The sequence below is a fragment of the Pseudoxanthomonas composti genome (assembly GCF_004122095.1).
GTDB lineage: Bacteria > Pseudomonadota > Gammaproteobacteria > Xanthomonadales > Xanthomonadaceae > Pseudoxanthomonas_A > Pseudoxanthomonas_A composti.
The window spans coordinates 200,242-219,552 of the sequence record NZ_SAWZ01000004.1 but is presented as its reverse complement, the minus strand read 5'-3'; the positions used below and the strand labels follow the sequence as shown (position 1 = coordinate 219,552).

General features: G+C 70.4%; 16 protein-coding genes. 9 read left to right on the top strand and 7 right to left on the bottom strand.

The annotated features are described in order from the left end of the window. The first annotated feature begins 219 nt into the window (after positions 1-219). The 4 genes from EPA99_RS09370 to EPA99_RS09355 are packed head-to-tail and all read left to right on the top strand — an operon-like array spanning position 220 to position 4,986. A complete protein-coding gene (locus tag EPA99_RS09370; protein WP_129470954.1) occupies positions 220-1,815 on the top strand; it encodes a carboxyl transferase domain-containing protein in 1,596 nt (531 codons plus the stop codon). Positions 1,816-1,820: 5 nt separating this feature from the next. Further along, positions 1,821-3,692: an acetyl/propionyl/methylcrotonyl-CoA carboxylase subunit alpha gene (locus EPA99_RS09365; protein ID WP_129470953.1), complete on the top strand. Its 1,872-nt coding sequence runs from the start codon at positions 1,821-1,823 to the stop codon at positions 3,690-3,692. Then, positions 3,689-4,153: a MaoC family dehydratase gene (locus EPA99_RS09360; protein WP_206733736.1), complete on the top strand. Its 465-nt coding sequence runs from the start codon at positions 3,689-3,691 to the stop codon at positions 4,151-4,153. The genes EPA99_RS09365 and EPA99_RS09360 overlap by 4 nt, the downstream gene beginning before the upstream one ends. Then, positions 4,150-4,986 (top strand): HpcH/HpaI aldolase/citrate lyase family protein, encoded by an 837-nt coding sequence (locus tag EPA99_RS09355; RefSeq protein ID WP_129470952.1) that lies wholly within the window; start codon positions 4,150-4,152, stop codon positions 4,984-4,986. Before EPA99_RS09360 ends, EPA99_RS09355 begins: the two co-directional genes overlap by 4 nt. A gap of 258 nt (positions 4,987-5,244) precedes the next feature. Here the strand turns inward: EPA99_RS09355 and EPA99_RS09350 are convergent, their stop codons facing one another. Continuing rightward, positions 5,245-6,075, bottom strand: a complete 831-nt coding sequence (locus EPA99_RS09350; protein ID WP_129470951.1) for a dimethylarginine dimethylaminohydrolase family protein — start codon at positions 6,073-6,075, stop codon at positions 5,245-5,247. Between the two features lie 155 nt (positions 6,076-6,230). On the opposite strand from EPA99_RS09350, the gene EPA99_RS09345 reads away from it, so the two are divergent. Continuing rightward, positions 6,231-6,662 (top strand): Lrp/AsnC family transcriptional regulator, encoded by a 432-nt coding sequence (locus EPA99_RS09345; RefSeq protein WP_129470950.1) that lies wholly within the window; start codon positions 6,231-6,233, stop codon positions 6,660-6,662. 98 nt (positions 6,663-6,760) lie between these two features. Here the strand turns inward: EPA99_RS09345 and EPA99_RS09340 are convergent, their stop codons facing one another. The 5 genes from EPA99_RS09340 to EPA99_RS09320 all read right to left on the bottom strand — a co-directional run bounded on the left by EPA99_RS09340 (position 6,761) and on the right by EPA99_RS09320 (position 12,576). Continuing rightward, complete coding sequence (locus tag EPA99_RS09340) at positions 6,761-7,468, bottom strand: 2OG-Fe(II) oxygenase (protein WP_129470949.1); 708 nt, start codon at positions 7,466-7,468, stop codon at positions 6,761-6,763. Positions 7,469-7,557: 89 nt separating this feature from the next. Beyond that, a complete protein-coding gene (locus tag EPA99_RS09335; protein ID WP_129470948.1) occupies positions 7,558-9,150 on the bottom strand; it encodes an APC family permease in 1,593 nt (530 codons plus the stop codon). Positions 9,151-9,577: 427 nt separating this feature from the next. Beyond that, entirely contained in the window at positions 9,578-10,588 is a 1,011-nt protein-coding gene (locus EPA99_RS09330; protein WP_129470947.1) for a class 1 fructose-bisphosphatase, read from the bottom strand. Between the two features lie 156 nt (positions 10,589-10,744). Further along, positions 10,745-11,389, bottom strand: a complete 645-nt coding sequence (locus EPA99_RS09325) for a response regulator transcription factor (RefSeq protein WP_129470946.1) — start codon at positions 11,387-11,389, stop codon at positions 10,745-10,747. Continuing rightward, a complete protein-coding gene (locus EPA99_RS09320) occupies positions 11,386-12,576 on the bottom strand; it encodes a sensor histidine kinase (RefSeq protein ID WP_129470945.1) in 1,191 nt (396 codons plus the stop codon). Before EPA99_RS09320 ends, EPA99_RS09325 begins: the two co-directional genes overlap by 4 nt. A gap of 20 nt (positions 12,577-12,596) precedes the next feature. On the opposite strand from EPA99_RS09320, the gene EPA99_RS09315 reads away from it, so the two are divergent. From EPA99_RS09315 to lldD, 4 genes are all read left to right on the top strand, one after another. Further along, positions 12,597-13,052 (top strand): DUF2141 domain-containing protein, encoded by a 456-nt coding sequence (locus EPA99_RS09315; protein ID WP_241688339.1) that lies wholly within the window; start codon positions 12,597-12,599, stop codon positions 13,050-13,052. A gap of 20 nt (positions 13,053-13,072) precedes the next feature. Next, on the top strand, positions 13,073-14,608 hold the full coding sequence (locus EPA99_RS09310) for a carotenoid oxygenase family protein (RefSeq protein ID WP_129470944.1): 1,536 nt from the start codon (positions 13,073-13,075) through the stop codon (positions 14,606-14,608). Between the two features lie 109 nt (positions 14,609-14,717). Beyond that, positions 14,718-15,293, top strand: a complete 576-nt coding sequence (locus tag EPA99_RS09305) for a methyltransferase family protein (protein WP_129470943.1) — start codon at positions 14,718-14,720, stop codon at positions 15,291-15,293. A 159-nt stretch (positions 15,294-15,452) separates the two neighbouring features. Next, on the top strand, positions 15,453-16,589 hold the full coding sequence (gene lldD / locus EPA99_RS09300; protein ID WP_129470942.1) for an FMN-dependent L-lactate dehydrogenase LldD: 1,137 nt from the start codon (positions 15,453-15,455) through the stop codon (positions 16,587-16,589). Positions 16,590-16,616: 27 nt separating this feature from the next. Here the strand turns inward: lldD and EPA99_RS09295 are convergent, their stop codons facing one another. Next, positions 16,617-18,731, bottom strand: coding sequence for a TonB-dependent receptor family protein (locus tag EPA99_RS09295; RefSeq protein WP_129470941.1), 2,115 nt, complete (start codon positions 18,729-18,731; stop codon positions 16,617-16,619). Positions 18,732-19,311: the final 580 nt, after the last annotated feature.

Genomic DNA, 19,311 nt, shown 5'->3' with positions numbered 1-19,311 from the left:
ATATCGAAAACAGGAAAGGGCCTGGCCGATACACTGCGCTGCATCCTGGCCATGCAGCGTGCACAGGCCGACGGCGAGAGGCGCGAGGCTGCCCGAACGCAGCCGCGCGCCTCGCCCGCCGGCCGGGATGGCCCCGCTCGTTGTGCAGTGCGCGATGCGTCTTGCATCGCGCCGCTGCCACCCTGCGCTTGCCCGCACGTACGCAACACGAGACGCGATGTGACTGTTCTGACCAGCCTGATCGACCTGGACGCCGCCTCCAGCCAAGCCAACGCCCAGCACAACCGCGCCCTGGCCCAGCAGCTGCGCGAGCGCGTGGCCACCGCCGCGCAGGGCGGCTCGGCGCAGGCGCGCGAGCGCCATCTGGCGCGCGGCAAGCTGCTGCCGCGCGAGCGGGTCAACCGCCTGCTCGACCCGGGCTCGCCCTTCCTGGAGATCGGGGCGCTGGCGGCCAACGGCATGTACGAGGACAGCGCGCCCGGCGCCGGGGTGATCGGCGGCATCGGCCGGGTCAGCGGGCGCGAGGTGATGATCCTGGCCAACGACTCGACGGTGAAGGGCGGCGCCTACTTCCCGATGACGGTCAAGAAGCACCTGCGCGCGCAGGAGATCGCGCTGGAGAATCACCTGCCGTGCATCTACCTGGTCGATTCGGGCGGCGCCAACCTGCCGCACCAGTCCGAGGTGTTTCCCGACCGCGAGCACTTCGGCCGCATCTTCTACAACCAGGCGCAGATGTCCTCCAAGGGCATCGCCCAGATCGCCTGCGTGATGGGCAGCTGCACCGCCGGCGGCGCCTACGTGCCGGCGATGAGCGATGAGACCATCATCGTGCGCGGGCAGGGCACGATCTTCCTGGCCGGCCCGCCGCTGGTGAAGGCGGCCACCGGCGAGGAGATCTCGGCCGAGGAGCTGGGCGGTGCGGACACCCACGGCCGGCGCTCGGGCGTGGTCGACCACGTCGCCGAGGACGATACGCACGCGCTGCTGCTGGTGCGCCAGATCGTGGCCACCCTCAACCATCCCAAGACGGTGGACATCGACCTGCAGCCGCCGCGGCCGCCGCGCCTGCCGGCCGAGGACCTGTACTCGATCATTCCGCAGGACGTGCGCGCGCCCTACGACGTGCACGAGGTGATCGCGCGCCTGGTCGATGGCTCGGAGCTGCACGAGTTCAAGCCGCTGTACGGCACCACGCTGGTGTGCGGCTTCGCGCGCATCTGGGGCATCCCGGTGGCGATCCTGGCCAACAACGGCGTGCTGTTCTCAGAGAGCGCGCAGAAGGGCGCGCACTTCATCGAACTGGCCTGCCAGCGCCGGGTGCCGCTGCTGTTCCTGCAGAACATTTCCGGCTTCATGGTCGGCGGCAAGTACGAGGCCGAGGGCATCGCCAAGCACGGCGCCAAGCTGGTCACCGCGGTGGCCACCGCCAGCGTGCCCAAGATCACCGTGCTGATCGGTGGCAGCTTCGGCGCGGGCAACTACGGCATGTGCGGGCGCGCCTACAGCCCGCGCTTCCTGTTCACCTGGCCCAACGCGCGCATCTCGGTGATGGGCGGCGAGCAGGCCGCCTCGGTGCTGGCCACCGTGCACCGCGACGCGGGCAGCTGGACGCCCGAGCAGCTGGAGGCCTTCAAGACCCCGATGCGCGAGGTCTACGAGCGCGAGGGCAATCCCTACTTCGCCACCGCGCGGCTGTGGGACGACGGCATCATCGACCCGGCGCAGACCCGCGACGTGCTGGGGCTGGCGTTTTCGGCCACCTTGAACGCACCGATTCCACAAGCGCCCCGATTCGGCGTGTTCCGGATGTGACTGCCATGATCGAGAGCCTGCTGATCGCCAACCGCGGCGAGATCGCCCGCCGCATCATCCGCACCGCCCAGCGCCTGGGCGTGCGCACCATCGCGGTGTATTCCGAAGCCGATGCCGGCCTGCCGTTCGTGCGCGAGGCCGACCAGGCCGTGTGCATCGGCCCGGCGCCGGCGCGCGAGAGCTATCTGTCCGCCGACAAGCTGCTCGCCGCGGCGCGCCAGACCGGCGCGGCCGCGATCCATCCCGGCTACGGCTTCCTGTCGGAGAACGCCGAGTTCGCCGAGGCGGTGATCGCCGCCGGCCTGGTCTGGGTGGGCGCGCCGCCGGAAGCGATCCGCGCGATGGGGCGCAAGGACGCAGCCAAGGCGCGCATGCAGGCGGCCGGCGTGCCGGTCACGCCGGGTTATCTGGGCGAAGACCAGTCGATGCCGCGCCTGCAGCGCGAGGCCGATGCCATCGGTTACCCGGTGCTGATCAAGGCCGTGTCCGGCGGCGGCGGCAAGGGCATGCGCAAGGTCGATGCCGCAGCCGACTTCGCCGCCGCGCTGGACAGCTGCCGGCGCGAGGCCGCCGCGGCCTTTGGCGATGACCGCGTGCTGCTGGAGAAGTACGTCAACAACCCGCGCCATATCGAGGTGCAGGTGTTCGGCGATACGCACGGCAACGTGGTGCACCTGTTCGAACGCGACTGCTCGCTGCAGCGGCGCCACCAGAAGGTGATCGAGGAAGCGCCAGCGCCGGGCATGGACGCGGCCACGCGCCAGGCGCTGTGCGCGGCGGCGGTGAAGGCCGCGCGCGCGGTGGACTATGTGGGTGCCGGCACCATCGAGTTCATCGCCGACGGCTCGCAGGGGCTGCGTGCGGACGCGATCTGGTTCATGGAAATGAACACCCGGCTGCAGGTGGAGCACCCGGTGACCGAGTCGATCACCGGCCAGGACCTGGTGGAGTGGCAGCTGCGCGTGGCCTCGGGCCAGGCGCTGCCGCTGGCGCAGGAGCAGCTGGCGATCGATGGCTGGGCGATGGAGGCGCGGTTGTACGCGGAGAATCCATCCACCGGCTTCCTGCCATCCACCGGCCCGCTCGAGCGTCTGCGCCTGCCCGAGGGGATCCGCGTGGACAGCGGGGTGGAGGAGGGCGGCGAGGTCAGCCCGTTCTACGACCCGATGATCGCCAAGCTCATCGCCCATGCGCCTACGCGCGCGCAGGCCGCACGGCGCCTGGCGCAGGCCTGCGCCCAGGTGCAGGTGTGGCCGGTGCGCACCAACGCGGCATTCCTGGCCCGCACCGCGGCGCACCCGCAGTTCGTGGCCGGGCAGGTCGATACCGGCTTCATCGCGCGGCACCTGGAGGCGCTGTTGCCACCGGCCGCGCCGCCGCCGGCGCTGCTGGACCAGGCCGCCAGCGCGCTGCTGCCGGCGGCCGACGGCAGCCCGTGGACGGCGCTGCGCGGCTTCCGCGTCAATGCGCCACTCGACCCGCGCGCTGCGGTGCGCGTGGGCGAGGCGGTCCACCTGGCGCAATGGCAGGCCGGCCCGGCGCCGGCGCTGGTGAACGTGGAAGGCACGCAGCTGTTGTTCGACGCCGGCCAGGCCTGGCCGGTGTCGGTGCCCACCCTCGGGGAGGCGGGCGCGGCAGGCGAGACCGGCGATGGCGCGCTGCTGGCGCCGATGCCCGGACGCATCGTGGCGGTCCAGGTGGCGCAGGGCGAGCCGGTCGCGCGCGGGCAGGCGCTGGTGGTGCTGGAGGCGATGAAGATGGAGCAGACCCTGCAGGCGCCCTTCGCCGGCACGGTGCGCGAGCTGAACGTGCAGGTGGGCGCGCAGGTGAGCGAAGGCAAGGTGTTGCTGGTGATCGAACAGGAGCAGGCGGCGTGAGCGGCGGACGGCACTTTGAGCAGTGGGCGATCGGCGATCGCATCGAGCACCTGATGCGCAGGACGGTCACCGAGACCGACAACCTGCTGTTTTCCACCATGACCCACAACCCGCAGCCGCTGCACCTGGACGCCGAGGCCGCGCGCGCCAGCGAGTTCGGCCAGATCCTGGTCAATGGCACCTTCACCTTCGCCCTGATGATCGGGCTGTCGGTGGGCGACACCACGCTGGGTACGCTGGTGGCCAACCTGGGCTACGACAAGGTCGTGATGCCCAAGCCGGTGTTCATCGGCGACACGCTGCGCGCGCAGACCGAGGTGGTGGACCTGCGACCCAGCCGCTCGCGGCCCGAGGCGGGGCTGGTGACCTTCCGCCACCGCATGCTCAACCAGCGCGAGGAAGTGGTGTGCGAATGCCTGCGCACCGCGCTGCTGACGCGCTCGGGGCAAGCGCCGGCATGAGGCTGCGCTCGCTGCTGTTCGTGCCCGGCGACCGCCCGGAGCGCTTTGCCAAGGCGCAGGCCAGTGGCGCCGACGCGATCATCCTGGACCTGGAGGACGCCGTCGCGCCGGAGCACAAGGACGCCGCGCGCGCGGCCGTGGCCGCATTCCTGCACGCACGCGCGCCAGGCGGCACGGTGCTGGTGCGGATCAACCCCATCGATGGTGACGCCCTGGCGCGCGATCTGGCCGCCGCGCGCGGCGCCGATGCGCTGGTGTTGCCCAAGGCCGAAGGCGCGAACACGGTGCGCGCGCTGGCGGCGCACCTGGGCGATGCGCCCGTGCCGGTCCTGCCGATCGCCACCGAGACGCCCGCGGCCATCTTCCAGCTGGGCAGCTATGCGCAGGTCGCCGAGCACCTGGTCGGGCTGACCTGGGGCGCGGAGGATCTGCCGGCGGCCATCGGCGCGGCCACCAGCCGCGAGGCAGATGGTCAGTACACCCCGCCTTACCAGACCGTGCGCGCGCTGGCGCTGTTCGCCGCGCATGCCGCCGGGGTGGCCGCCATCGACACGGTCTATCCTGCGCTGAAGGACCAAGCCGGCCTGGCCGCCTACGCCGCGCGCGCAGCGCGCGACGGCTTCACCGGCATGCTGGCCCTGCACCCGGCGCAGGTGCCGATCATCAATGCCGCCTTCACCCCCGATGCGCAGGCCGTGGCGCATGCGCGGCGCATCGTCGACGCGTTCGCCGCCGCGCCGGGCGCCGGCGCGCTTCAGGTGGACGGTCGCATGGTCGATGCGCCGCACCTCAAGCAGGCCCGCCGCATCCTCGCGCAGGCCGGAGCGCTGTGACAGCGCCGCCGCGGGCGGAGTCTACGAGGGCATGACCGCCGCGGTCGGTGGCCTGGACCGGGGCGGTACCCCCGCGCCTGGCCATCGGTGTACGCACGGGCGTGGTGACTATTGCCGCACAGCACGGGTGGGCGAGCAGGGGGCCAGGGCTGGACGCACCTGGCGCCCCGGTGTCCTTGCCCGCCTCGGCGCCGGCGGCGTGAACCGCCAGCGTGCCGTCGCAACGCCCGGACGCCCCGGGGCGTCGCATCCAAGGCCTTAGTTCAACCCGGGCTCATCCAGGCGCAGGGTCAGGCACTTGGCCGAACCGCCGGCCTTGAGGAACTCGTCCAGCGGCGTCTCCTGCACGCGGTAGCCCGCCTGGCCCAGCCGCTGGCGCAGGGCCGGGCTGGCGCGGTTGAGGATCACCAGGTCATCCAGATTGACCGCATTGCAGGCGAAGGCCAGGGCGTCTTCTTCGGAGACGACGATGCGCTTGTCCTCTGGCACGCGTGCGGCGATGGCTGCCTGGGAGGCGGCATCGAAGGCGGCCGGGTAGTACATCAGCTCACCGCCGGACAGCGGGCACAGGCAGGTGTCCAGGTGATAGAAGCGCGGGTCCACCAGCTGCAGGGGCACGGTTTCCACACCGAGCAGGCGCTGCAACGCCACGGCCGCGTGGCCATCGCTGCGATGGCCGTAGCCGACCCACAGCAGCGGCTGGCCGCGATCGAGCAGGGCATCGCCGGCGCCCTCGAAGGACATGCCGTCCAGGGCGTCCACCGCGAATGCGTTGCCGCTGAACCAACGGGTGAAGTGCGTCTCTTCGCCCGCGCGTTCCTCGTGGCGGAAGCGGCTGGGCACGGCGGTGTCGCGGTAGACCAGACCGGCATTGGCGGTGAACACCATGTCGGGCAGGCCGGGGACATGTTCGATCAGTTCCACCTGGGCAGCGTGGCTGATGTGGCGGTACAGGTCTTCCCATTGCTGCTGCGCACGCGCCTGGTCGATGCGGTCGCGGTTGCCGGTCATCCAGGGATTGATGTCGTAGTCCACGGAGAAATGCGTGGGCGGGCACATCAGGATGCGGGGGCGGGAAGGGGCGATCATTGGCGGCGTGCTCCATGTTGGCGTAAGGTCATGCTAGGGCCGGCGAAAACCAGCCTGAAGCCGGCAGATCGCCTGCTTTCGGGATGAATCGAGCGAATCGACAGCCTGTTGTGGCGATTGGCCAATGCACCGCAGCAACATGGGACGAAGACCGGATGGCCGAGGCGACCGACGCGCTGGATCGTGACCTGATCGCGCTACTGCGGCATGACAGCCGCATGCCGGCGGCGCTGCTGGCCAAGCAGCTGAAGGTTTCGCGCAGCACCGTGCAGAACCGCATCGCCCGCCTGCAGCGCAGCGGCCTGCTGCTGGGCTTCACCGTGCGCCTGCGCACCGACATGGCCACCGGCGGGGTCCGGGCGATCACCCAGATCGAGGTGCGCGGCGGGGCTGGGGACCGCGTGGTGGCCGCGCTGCGGCGCCTGCCGGAGGTGGTGAAGATCTATTCCACCAACGGCCGCTGGGACCTGGTGGCCGAGATCCGCACCGAGGACCTGGCCGGCTTCGACCAGACCCTGCGCCAGCTGCGCGATGTGGAAGGCATCGCCGCGTCGGAGACCAGCCTGCTGCTGGCCGAGCACCGCTGACAGCGCCGCCGCAGGCGCACCCCGTGTGAGCGGCTCAGTCGAACCGCATTTCGATCGGAAGCTGCAAGAAAGACTCGGGACGTGCCGGCGCTCAGCGATCAGCCCAGGCCGTAGAGCTTCTCCGCGCTCTGGAACAGCACCCAGCTGGTGGCGATGTACTTGTCCCCGCCCTGCGGGCGGTTGCCGCGGTGGGTGTGGGTGAAGGCGGTGGGGGCGATCAGCAGGCTGCCGGTGGCCGGGATAATCTTGCGCTGCTGGTGGAAGAACTCGGTCTCGCCGGCCTGGAAGTCGTCGTTGAGGTACAGCGTCCACAGCAGGTGCCGATGCAGGGTGCCGCCGCCGCGGTCCTTCGGATACAGCTCGCAATGCCAGTAGGGATAGCCGCCCTCGCCGGCGCGGTAGCGCTGCAGGTTGATCTGGCCCGGGCGGAACACCGCCATCAGCAGCTGCGAGAGCTCGGCATCGCTCATGCCGGGCAGGTCCTCGCTGGCGATGCGCCGGGGGCTGCCGCCAGGAGGGGTGTACTGCAGCATCACCGGCGCGATCAGTGCGTAGGGGTAGCGCCGCAGGTATTGCAGCATCGCGCCGAACACGGCCTGGTTGAGCAGCTGCTCAACGTCGGCCCAGCCGGGCTGGCCGCTGATGCTGATATCGCTGCTGTGCTTGAGGTCGGGGAAGTGGCCGCCGCCGACCAGGCCGGGTCGTTGCTGGCCGCTGGCCTCGAAGCGTTCGATGATGCTCCGGCACTGCTCCCTGGACACGGCCCCGGCAGTGACCTCAATGAAATCGTGATCGTGCGCGCTCATGGGCATACACCTTAGCAGCGCGCCAGGGCGGCGCCGACGGCACGGCGTGCCGGCGTGGCGGCCGGCCTTGCGAGCCCGGCACGCGTGGCTCAGCCGTGGCGCGCCTCTTCCAGACCCGGCGTGCGCCAGCCGGCGCGCACGCCCCAGACGTAGAACACCGCGCCGACGACCGCCACCACCACCAGATCGGCGCCATAGGACAGATAGCCGCGGCCACCGAAGGTGGTACTGCCCGCCCAGGACAGCAGCGCCACCACCGGCAGGTACACCAGCAGCCAGGCCGCCCCGCGCAGGTGCCGGCCGAAATCCTTCCATGCACGTTGCCACTGGTAGTAGGCGTAGACGGGCAGGGCAATGGCCATCAGCAGGATGATCTGCCCAGTCAGCGGCCAGCGCGCCCAGTACAGCAGCTCGGTGGCCATCACGAAGGCCACGCCGGCCAGCACCGGCAGGCCGACCAGGCGGAACGGACGCGGCAGCTCCGGCGCGCTGCGGCGCAGGGCCATCGCGCTGACCGGCCCGGTCAGGTAGGAAATGATGGTGGCCACCGAGATCACCGCCGCCAGCGTGCCCCAGCCGCGGAAGAAGAACAGGAACAGGTAGGACACCAGCAGGTTGAACCACATGGCATTGCGCGGCACGCCCCAGCGCGGGTGCAGCCTGCCCAGCACCGCCGGCAGGGTGCCGTTGCGCTGCATGCCGTAAAGCATGCGCGAGGTGGTGGCCGTGTAGGTGATGCCGGTACCGCTGGGGCTGACGAAGGCGTCCACGTACAGCAGCATCGCCAGCCAGTGCAGGTTGACGAGGATGGCCAGCTGGGCGAACGGGGAGCGGAAATCGATGCCGTGCCAGCCGGCCTTGGCCAGCAGCTCAGGCGGCACCGCACCCAGGTAGGCGACCTGCAGGATCACGTAGACCACCGTGGCCAGGGCGATCGAGCCGAGCACCGCGAAGGGAATGCTGCGCCCGGGGTTGCGCGCCTCGCCGGCCAGGTTCACCGGGCTCTGGAAGCCGTTGAAGCTGAAGACGATGCCGGCCGTGGCCACGGCTGTCAGCACCGCGGCGAAATCCACGCGGTGCGCATCGCCATGGATGCCGACGTCGAAATTACCGGCGTGGAAGCCGCTGGCGATCAGCGCCAGGCCCGTGGCCGCCGGCACGACCAGCTTGAACACGGTGATCAGCGTGTTGGAGTGCGCGAACAGCTTGACGCTCCAGAAGTTCAGCAGGAAGTAGACGATCACCAGCACCGCGGCGATCAGCAGCCCGGGCACGCTCAGTTCCCCCAGGCCGCCGGCCTGCTCCACGTACAGCGACTGGGCCCAGGGCCAGGGCCAGGACGCCATGTACTGCACCGAGGCCTCGGCCTCGACCGGGATGACCGAGACGATGGCGATCCAGTTGGCCCAGCCGGCGATGAAGCCGACCAGCGAGCCGTGCGAGTAGTGGCTGTAGCGCACCATGCCGCCGGATTCGGGGAACATCGCCCCCAGTTCGGCATAGGCCAGGGCGATGGTGGTGATGATGGCCGCGCCCAGGACCCAGGCCCAGATCGCGCCCGGGCCGGCCAGCCCGGCCGCACGCCAGGCACCGAACAACCAGCCCGAGCCGATGATCGAGCCAAGCCCGGTCAGCATCAGGGCGAATGGGCCGACTTCGCGGCGCAGCGGGGAAGAGGACATCGGCAACGGCCTTTGTGACGCCGCAGGCGCGGCAACAAAGCGGCGATTGTCTCAAGAAGCTGACATTTCCGTCAGCTTGGCGGTCTTGTCCCGATGCCCGAGGGCGATCGACCCTGGCGGCTGGGCACAGGAAGGCGAGTTGCGGGGGCGTGGCACCACGATGGTGAGCACCCATCTTGCAGCGCCAAATTGTGAGCACTGATGGGGGTCCCCAATCGAGCGCAGGGATCTGGAAGCGCTGGTGTGTGAGCGGCTCGAGGTGACCTTCGGCCATCAGGCGCGAAACGCCGCTTCCCACACATGACCTTCTCCAGGCGATGGTGGATGAAGGAGCGTCATCCACCCTACGCGGTTGCGCTGGAGCGGAGCGAAGCCGCCGACGGGTCAGGCTCTTCTTGTCTGCCTGCCCCGCGGCGCTTGCCGCGCCTCAGGCGCCGGTCTTGGCGTGGTAGGCCTCGGCGGCTTCCACTTCGTCCTTCGAGCCCAGGAACACCGGCACGCGCTGGTGCAGGTGCTCGGGCTGGAGGTCGAGGATGCGCGCGCGGCCGGTGCTGGCCAGGCCGCCGGCCTGTTCCACCAGAAGGCCCATGGGGTTGGCCTCGTACATCAGGCGCAGCTTGCCGGCCTTGTCCGGGTCCTTCCTGTCCCAGGGGTAGATAAAGATGCCGCCGCGGGTGAGGATGCGGTGCACGTCGGCCACCATCGAGGCGATCCAGCGCATGTTGAAATCCTTGCCGCGCGCGCCCTCCTTGCCGGCCAGCAGGTCGCCCACGTAGGCCTGCATCTGCGGTTCCCAGTGGCGCTGGTTGGACATGTTGACGGCGAACTCCTGGGTGCTGGCCGGGATGCGCATGTCGCGCTGGGTCAGCACGAACACGCCCTGTTCGCGGTCCAGGGTGAAGCCGTGGGTGCCGTGGCCGATGGTCAGTACCAGCATGGTCTGCGGCCCGTAGATGCAGTAGCCGGCGGCGACCTGCTGGCGGCCCGGCTGCAGGAAATCGGCATCGGTCGGGGTTTCACGATGGCCTTCGGGGCAGCGCAGCACCGAGAAGATGGTGCCGACCGAGACGTTGACATCGATGTTGGAGCTGCCATCGAGCGGGTCGAACAACAGCAGGAAGTCGCCCTTGGGATACTCGTCCGGCACCGGCACGGCGTGATCCATCTCCTCCGAGGCGCAGGCGGCCAGGTGGCCGCCCCAGGCGTTGGCCTCCAGCAGGATGTCGTTGCTGATCACATCCAGCTTCTTCTGCGCCTCGCCCTGCACGTTGCCGGTGCCGGCCTCGCCCAGCACACCGCCCAGCGCGCCCTTGCTGACCGCCACGGAGATGCTGGTGCAGGCGCGCATGACGACCGAGATGGTCTGGCGCAGCTCGGCGCCGATGCGACCGGCGCGCTGTTCTTCGACCAGGTAGCGGGTAAGGGTGACAGGCTGCATCGTGGGGGGCCTTGTGACGTGGGGGAGCGCATTGTCACAGGATTTGCGGCGGCAGGATCGAACCGGCACCAGCCGCAGTGCACTGGAAACGGTTTTGTCGTACCGGGCCAGTGCGCATCGCCGATGTCGCGCGCGGCGTTGCGGTGTTCTGGGCCGTCAGATGATCCGCAGGGTGATGGCCTTGAGCACGGCGCGGGTGCGGTCGCGGGTGCCGAGCTTTTCCAGGATGGTGGAGACGTAGTTCTTCACCGTGCCCTCGGCCAGGAAGATGCTGCGGGCGATCTCCTTGTTGGAGTAGCCGCCGGCCAGCAGGCGCAGGATCGCCACTTCCTTCTCGCTGAAGGTCTCGCGCGGTGTGTCCTGTTGGTGGAACTGGTAGCGCGCGCGCACCGGGTCGGTGCTGACCGGCTGCAGCAGGGTCTCGCCGGCGGCCACGCGGGCGATGGCCTCGCGCAGGTCCTCCGGCGCGGCGTCCTTGAGCAGGAAACCCTGCGCCCCGGCCTCGGTGGCGCGCAGCAGCAGGTCGGCATCGTCGAAGGTGGTCAGCAGCAGCACGGGCGTGCGATCGCCGCGCGCGCGCAGGGCCTCCAGCGCCCCGATGCCGTCCAGGCCCGGCATGCGGATGTCGCTGAGCACCACGTCCACCGGGGTCCGCGCCAGCTGGTCCAGCAGCGCCTGGCCGTCATCGGCCTCGAAGGCCACCTGGATGCCCTGTGCCTGCAGCAGGGCGCGCAGGCCGGCACGCACCAGCACCTGGTCATCGGCCAGGGCCACCGTGATGGGCGATGAGGGAGCGGTCATGCGGGAATCCTTGCGGTGATGCGCAGCGCGCCGCGCGGGTTGGTGTCCAGTTGCAAGGTGCCGTGCACGGCCGCGATGCGCTCGCGCATGCCCGACAGGCCGTTGCCCTCGTGCAGGCGCACGCCGCGCCGGCCGTCGTCCTCGATCTGTAGCAGCAGCACCGTGCCCTCCCGTGCCAGCCGAACGTGCAGCGTTTGCGCATCGGTGTGCCGGGCGGCGTTGGTCAGGGCCTCCTGCACGACGCGCAGCAGAGTCTCGGCCAGGGCCGGGTCGGTGACGGTGGCATCGGCGGCGATGTCCAGCGCCAGCGCCGGGCGCGGCAGTGGCGCGGCCAGCGCGCGCAGCGCGGTATGCAGGTCCAGCCCACGGGTGTCGCGCAGGGCCTGGACCACGCTGCGGATGTCGTCCAGCAGTTCGCTGGACAGCTGCTGGGCGATGCGCACCTCGCTGCGTTCGGCCAGGGCCGGGTCGCCCGCCAGCGCGCGCAGGTTGAGCTTCATCGCAGTGAGCTTGTGCCCGGCCACGTCGTGCAGCTCGCGCGCCACGCGCAAACGCTCGGCATCGCGCGCGCTGTCGGCCAGCAGCGCGCGCGTGGCCAGCAGGTCGGCGTTGACCAGGGCCAGCGCATCGCGGGCACGCTCGGCATTGCGTGCGTAATAGGCCACCAGTGCCGAGAACGCCTGGAAACTGGCGTAGATGACCACCATCAACCACTGCCGCTTGAAGCCCACCGCGTCCAGGGTCAGATACAGGCCGAGATTGATCGCCAGGCCGAAGGCCAGCACCACCACTGGCCGCCAGCACATGGCCACGTGCGCCACCAGCATGACCAGCAGCACCGGCGCGGTGCCGGCGCGCGGCTCCAGCGAGACCAGCCACAGCGCCAGCACCGCCTGCACGCACAGCGCCGCGTCGCGCAGCAACGCCCGCCCCTTCATCCAGTCGTAGCCGACGAACAGCGCGGCAAAGCCGCCCAACAGCCACCAGCGCAGCGCGCTGCCGTCGGCTTCGAAGCCGAAGGACAGCGCCACCGCGGCCACGGTGATCAGGCCGGCGATGTTGAGCGGCTCGAAGACTTCGCGCAGGGTCGGTCGCATGCGGCGATGCTCCCCCGTCCTCGCGCGCTGGGCAATGGGCCGGCGGCAAGTCGTGACTTCCGGCAGGTCGCATTGATGACCAACCGCCATTCAAGGCGCGGGAGCGGCGCGTGAGACTGGCGGCACACCCACCGCACTACGAGGCCTTCGCCATGAAACTCATCGTCTCTGCCGCTTCGCTGCTGCTGTTGCTCACCCTGCCCGCCGCCGCGGCAGACCTCACCATCGATCTGCAGGACCTCCATGCGGCGGGTGGACGGCTTAAGATCGCGGCGGTCTCGGCCGAGGGCTGGGAGGGCAAGGCCCCCCCCGCCGCCGCGCAGATGCTCTCGCCCAGCGGCCGCCAGCAGCAGGTGGTCTTCCGCGATCTTCCCGCCGGCCGCTACGCGGTCCAGGTCATGCACGATGAGAACGGCAACGGCCGCCTGGATACCAACATCATCGGCATGCCGACCGAGGGCTACGGCTTCAGCAACAACCCGAGGGTAATGCGCAAGCCGACCTTCGATGAGGCGGCCTTCGAACTGCCCGAGCAGGGCACCGCCATCGTCATCACACTGCGCTGAGCGGACCTGGAGAACACGCCATGGACCGTCGTCGCTTCCTGTCTTCCCTGTTGGGCAGTGCCACAGTCGCCGCGATCGGCGGCCTGGCGCTGCGCCCCGCCAGCGCGCTGGCCGGGGAGGCGGCGGCCTTCGCCAAGGGCCTTGCAGCGCATCCCTGGCTGGCGGGCTGGCGCAGCGTGCAGGCCGCGCAGCTGGGACCGAGGACGGTGCAGGTGCAGGGCCGCCTGCCGGCAGGGTTCGCCGGCAGCCTGTACCGCAACGGGCCGGCCTGGACCGAGCGTGCCGGCTTCCGTTACGACCATTGGTTCGACGGCGACGGCATGGTGCATCGCTGGCGTTTCAACGGCGACGGCACCCTGACCCATCAGGCACGCATGGTGGCCACCCCCAAGTTCACGCGCGAACAGGAGGCCGGCCGCTTCCTGTACATGGCCGCCGGCACCTCGGTGCCCGATGCGCAGCCGGTGCGCAACAACGATGGCGCCAACACCGCCAATACCTCGGTCACTCTGATCGACGGCCGTCTGTTCGCGCTGTGCGAGTCCGGCTCGGCCTTCGAACTGGACCCGGACCAGCTCACCACGCTGGGCCCGGTGACCTGGCGCGAGGACCTGGCGGCGATGCCGTTCTCGGCGCACCCGCTGCGCGATGCCGATGGCAGCGTGTGGAACTTCGGCTCGATCGACCTGATCGGCGGCAGCGGGTTGCTGATCTGGCACCTGGGCGCGGATGGCCGGCTGCTGTCGGCCGACATCGTGCGGCCCCCGGCCCGTGGCTATCTGCACGCCTTCAGCCAGACCCGGGGCCGGCTGGTGTTCGTGCTGATGCCTTATGCGTTCGATCCGGCGGCCGGGGCCAGCTTTTTCGAGCGCATGCAGTTCACATCCAACCAGCCGTGCCGCATCGCGGTGGTGGACAAGGACCGGCCCGGGCAGGCGCGCTGGTTCGAGGCGCCGTTCGCGGCGATCTATCACTTCGGCGATGCTTTCGAGCGCAACGGGGAGCTCTGGGTGCGGGCCGTGGGCCACGACGACCCGGAGCAGGCGCGCTCGCCCATGGGCGCGGCGATGCATGGCGATGGCGCCGGCCAGCGCGGCGCCGCGACCCAGTTGCTCACGCTGCGACTGGACCTGGCGCGGGGAGGCGCGCGGTGGGAGCCGACTGGCCTGTCGGGCCTGGAGTTCCCGGTGTTCGACCCGCGCACCGGCGCCGGGCGCGGCGCCCTGCTGTACGCGCCGACCACGGCTGGCCGGCACGATGCGCCGTACTTCAACGCGGTGGCCGCCTTCGATGTCGCGCGCGGACGGCGCGTGGTACACGACTACGGTCCCCACGTCCTGGCCGAGGAACACGTCTTCGTCCCACGCCCGGACAGCGCGCGCGCGGACGAGGGCTGGCTGGTTGGCACCCTGCTGGACGCAGCGCGCGGGCGCAGCGGGATTGCCGTCCTCGATGCGCGCCATGTCGACCGCGGTCCGCTGGCCCAGGCCTGGCTGCCGGATGCGGTGCCGCTCGGCTTCCACGGTTGTTTCGCGAGGCAGAGGGCGCATGGCTGAGGTGACGACCGGCAGGTCGCAGTGGTGACCGCCGACAACTGGCGCTGACGCGGGCGCGGCGCACACTGGACCTATCGCGCGATCCCGCGCTGCATCTGGAGGGCACGCCATGAACCTGGACCTGCCGCAACTGCTGTTCTGGATCGCCTGCGCCGCGTGGTGGGCGGTGGAGGTGTTCATCGGCCGTCGGCGCCGCAGCCAGGACGATCCGGCGCGCGACGGCGGCACGCTGCGCATGCTGTGGACCGTGCTGTATGGGGCGATCATCGTGTCCGTGGCCCTGAGCGTGCTGGGCATCGGCCGCTGGCCGCCGGCCGCACGCCTGCCGCTGCTGTGGACCGGCACGGCGCTGGTGGCCGGCGGGCTGGCGTTCCGTCTCTGGGCCATCGCGGTGCTGGGGCGGCAGTTCACGGTGGACGTGGGCATCCAGCCTGGCCATGCGCTGATCACTGCAGGACCGTACCGCTGGCTGCGCCACCCGTCCTACACCGGGGTGCTGGCGTGCTTCTACGGCCTGGGGCTCGGGCTGGGCAGCTGGACCTCGTTGGGGGTGATCGCCCTGGCGGCCACGGCCGCGTTCGCACGCCGCATGCGGGTGGAAGAAGCCGTGCTGGCCCAGGCCTTCGGCGCGGCCTGGGAGGCGCATGCCCGCCGGACGTGGAAGGTCTTGCCGGGCGTGTGGTGATGGCTCGCACGATCCTCGGTGAGCACGGCAGGATCGAGGCGGCGCGCGCCCCAAGCGACGCATCGGCTCGGGTGGGGCACTATTTGGCATGACCCGTTGCGCCGCGCAGAACGCCGTGCCCGCGCATTGGGTCCCCCGCCCGCATCCGCGTGTGAGCCCATGATCGTTGCCTCCTCCACCGATTACCGTGCCGCCGCACAGCGCCGGCTGCCGCCGTTCCTGTTCCATTACATCGATGGCGGCGCCTACGCCGAGCGCACGCTGGCGCGCAACGTCTCGGACCTGGCCGACATCGCCCTGCGCCAGCGCGTGCTCAAGGACATGTCGCAGCTGGACCTGTCCACCACGCTGCTCGGCGAGCGGCTCGCGCTGCCGGTGGTGCTGGCGCCGGTGGGGCTGACCGGCATGTACGCCCGCCGGGGCGAGGTGCAGGCCGCGCAGGCCGCGGCCCGCAAGGGCGTGCCCTTCACCCTGTCCACGGTGTCGGTGTGCCCGATCGAGGAAGTCGCCCCGGCGCTGCCGCGGCCGATGTGGTTCCAGCTGTACGTGCTGCGCGACCGCGGCTTCATGCGCCACGCGCTGGAGCGCGCGCAGGCCGCGGGCGTGCGCACGCTGGTGTTCACCGTGGACATGCCGGTGCCGGGCGCGCGCTATCGCGACCTGCACTCGGGCATGAGCGGGCCGAACGCGGCCATGCGCCGCTACTGGCAGTCCCTGACCCACCCGCGCTGGGCCTGGGATGTCGGCGTGCGCGGCCGCCCGCACGACCTGGGCAACGTCTCCCGCTACCTGGGCAAGCCCACCGGGCTGGAGGACTACATCGGCTGGCTTGGCGCCAACTTCGATCCGGCCATTTCCTGGAAAGACCTGGAGTGGATCCGCGCGTTCTGGAAGGGGCCGATGATCATCAAAGGCATCCTGGATGCGGAGGATGCGCGCGATGCGGTGCGCTTCGGCGCCGACGGCATCGTGGTGTCCAACCATGGCGGCCGCCAGCTCGATGGCGTGCTGTCCAGTGCGCGTGCGCTGCCGGACATCGCCGATGCGGTGAAGGGCGATATCACCGTGATGGCCGACTCTGGCATCCGCAACGGCCTGGACGTGGTGCGCATGATCGCCCTGGGCGCCGACGCGGTGATGCTGGGGCGCGCCTGGGTCTATGCGCTGGCCGCAGCCGGCGGTGCCGGGGTGGAGCATCTGCTGGAGCTGATCGAGAAGGAAATGCGCGTGGCGATGACCCTGACCAGCTCGCGCACGATCGCCGACATCACCGGCGATGCGCTGGTGCGGGGCTAGGCCGCTGACCGCACGTCGCGGCGCCGGTCAGCGGGTGAAGCGCACGCCCACCCACAGCCCACGGTCCGGGCCGGGTTCGTAGTAGCGGCCGTTGCCATCGTTGACGATGACCGAGCCGATGTAGCGGCGGTCCAGGGCGTTCTCCAGCCGGGTCCACGCGCGCAGCGTGCCCTCGCCCAGGCGCCAGGTGTGGGCCAGCTCCAGGTTGATCAGGCCGTAGCCCGGGGCGCGCTCGCTGCCCTGGTCGTTCACCGTCACCGAGGACATGCCGATGGCTTCGACCGCGGTGCTCCACGCACCCGGCTGCCATTGCAGGCGGGTGAACAGCTGCTGCGCGGGAATGCCGGGAATGCGCGTGCCGGCACGGATCGGCGTGGACGGCACGCTGCAGGGCGTGCCGCTGCAGGCCAGGAAATCGCTGCGGAAGCTGGCATCGATCCAGGTGTAGGCCGCATCCAGCGTCCAGTCCTGCGCCAGCGCCAGATGGCTGGCCACCTCCGCGCCCTGGCGCCGGGCCTGGCCGACGTTGCGGTAGGTGCTGCGCCCACCGCTGTTGGTGGCCACGGCCAGCTCGTCATCCGTATCGGCGCGGAACAGCGCGGCCTCCAGCGTATGCCCGGCCTGCGCGCGCCACTTCATGCCCAGCTCCAGGTTCTGGCTGATCGCCGGCTGGAGCTCGAAGGCCAGGCCCGCACCGCCATCGGCGCGATAGCCCAGCTCGTTGAAGGTCGGGGTCTCGAACCCGCGGCCGGCCGAGACATGCAGGCGCAGCGTGTCGTTCGGCGCGAACACCAGGCCGGCCACCGGCGTGGTGTCGTGGTAGCGCGCGCGGCCGCTGTCGTCGGGATTGCGGCCGACGATGTAGCGATCGCGCGAGGTGAACTCCACCGTGCTGTAGCGCAACCCGGCCAGCAGCGACCAGCGCGGGGCGAACTTCCAGTACGCCTGGGCGAAGCCGTCGAGGTTCTCCACCGCGTTGCGCTCGTCGCGGCGCAGGTTGCCGCGCACGCCCAGCGTGCTGCCCACGAAGTTGTCGTAGCCGGTGCGATGCTGGCGCTGGCGGTCCAGGTTGCCGCCCACGGTGATGTCCAGCGGCTTGCCGGCGATCTGGCCTTTCCACGACCAGCGCGCATCGGCGCCGCCGTACCCGCTGTCCAGGTCGATCACGCCACCGGCATGCAGCGGATTGGCCTGGGTGGCCGCGGGGATGGCCAGGAACTGGATGACCTCGCGCTGCCCGCCATAGGCCATCACCCGCAGCTGCTGCGCGTCGGTGAGGTCCTGGGTCCACACCGCGCCGGCCTGCGACTGGCGCACCGACTTGCGGGTGTTGAAGGCGGCCGCCTGCGGCGTGGCCTGGGTGGGATCGTCCTGCACCTGCGCCCAGCTCAGGCCAAGCGGGTCCTGCGCCTGCGGCATGTCCAGGAAGTTGCCGACCAGGTCCAGCCGGCCGCCGGTACCGAGGTCGATATCCAGCTTCAGGTTGGCCGAATCGCGGCGCGCGGCGCTGTGCGCGCGCACGCCGTCTGTTTCGAAGCGTGACACCGACAGGTTGTAGCCCACCGTCCCCTGCCTGCCGAGCACGCGCGCGCCAGCGGTCCAGGCATGGTCAGGGCCGGCCGAGCCTTCGGCCCGCAGCTGCGGCGTATCGGTGCCGTCCTGGCTCCACAGCTGCACCACGCCACCGGAGGAGTTGCCGTACAGCGCAGAGAACGGCCCGCGCAGCACTTCGATGCGATCCCCGCCCAGCAGGTTGAAATGCGAGGCCTGGCCCTGGCCATCGGGCATGGAGGCGGGGATGCCGTCGGTGTACAGGCGCACGCCGCGCACGCCGAAGGTGGAGCGCGCGCCGAAGCCACGCAGGGACAGCTGCGTGTCCTGCGCGTAGTTCTGGCGGTCGCGCGCGACCAGGCCGGGAATGGTCTGGGTCATCTCCGAGAGCTGCACGCCCGGACGATTGGCCGTGGTGCCGACCACGGTGAGCGAGGCCGGCAGGTCGAAGGGCGCCACCCCGCGCACGCGCGTGGCCTGCACCTGGACCTTGTCCAGGGTGACCGCGTCCATGGCGGAAAACGCCGCTTCCTGCGCGGAAGCCGACGCGGTGGCCAGGGTCAGGCCAAGGGCCAGGGGGGATAAGCGCATGCGGGTGTGTTCTCGCTGGTGCCGAGGTACGCACCCGGGCAGTGGATGGATCGGCGCCGGAGCGACGCGCACGCATCATGCCCGCAGTGCCTGCAAGACCGCGTGTCCATGCGCGCGTTGCAAGCAGAAGTAGTGCGCACCAAAGAGGATCGTGACCGAAGTGCACCACGGTGGAGATTTCTGGATGGCCTGTGGATACACGCGAAAAGCCGACTCCGCCAACCTGCCTTGCCCTGAGCCGGGCATGGCTCCTCGGCTCGGTCAGCCATCCATGGCTGACTCGCCGACGCGGGCCATCCATGGCCCGCTTTGCGCCATCCCCGACTCAGGGCCAGGCCCGGCAGCTGATGGATCGTGAAGTCTTCAATCCAAAGAGGATCGTGACCGAAGTGCACCACGGTTGAGATGTCTGGATGGCCCGTGGATACACGCGAAGAGCTGACTCCGCCAACCTGCCTGGCCCTGAGCCGGGCATGGCTCCTCGGCTCGGTCAGCCATCCATGGCTAACTCGCCGCCGCGGGCCATCCATGGCCCGCTCTGCGCCATCCCCGACTCAGGGCCAGGCCCGGCAGCTGATGG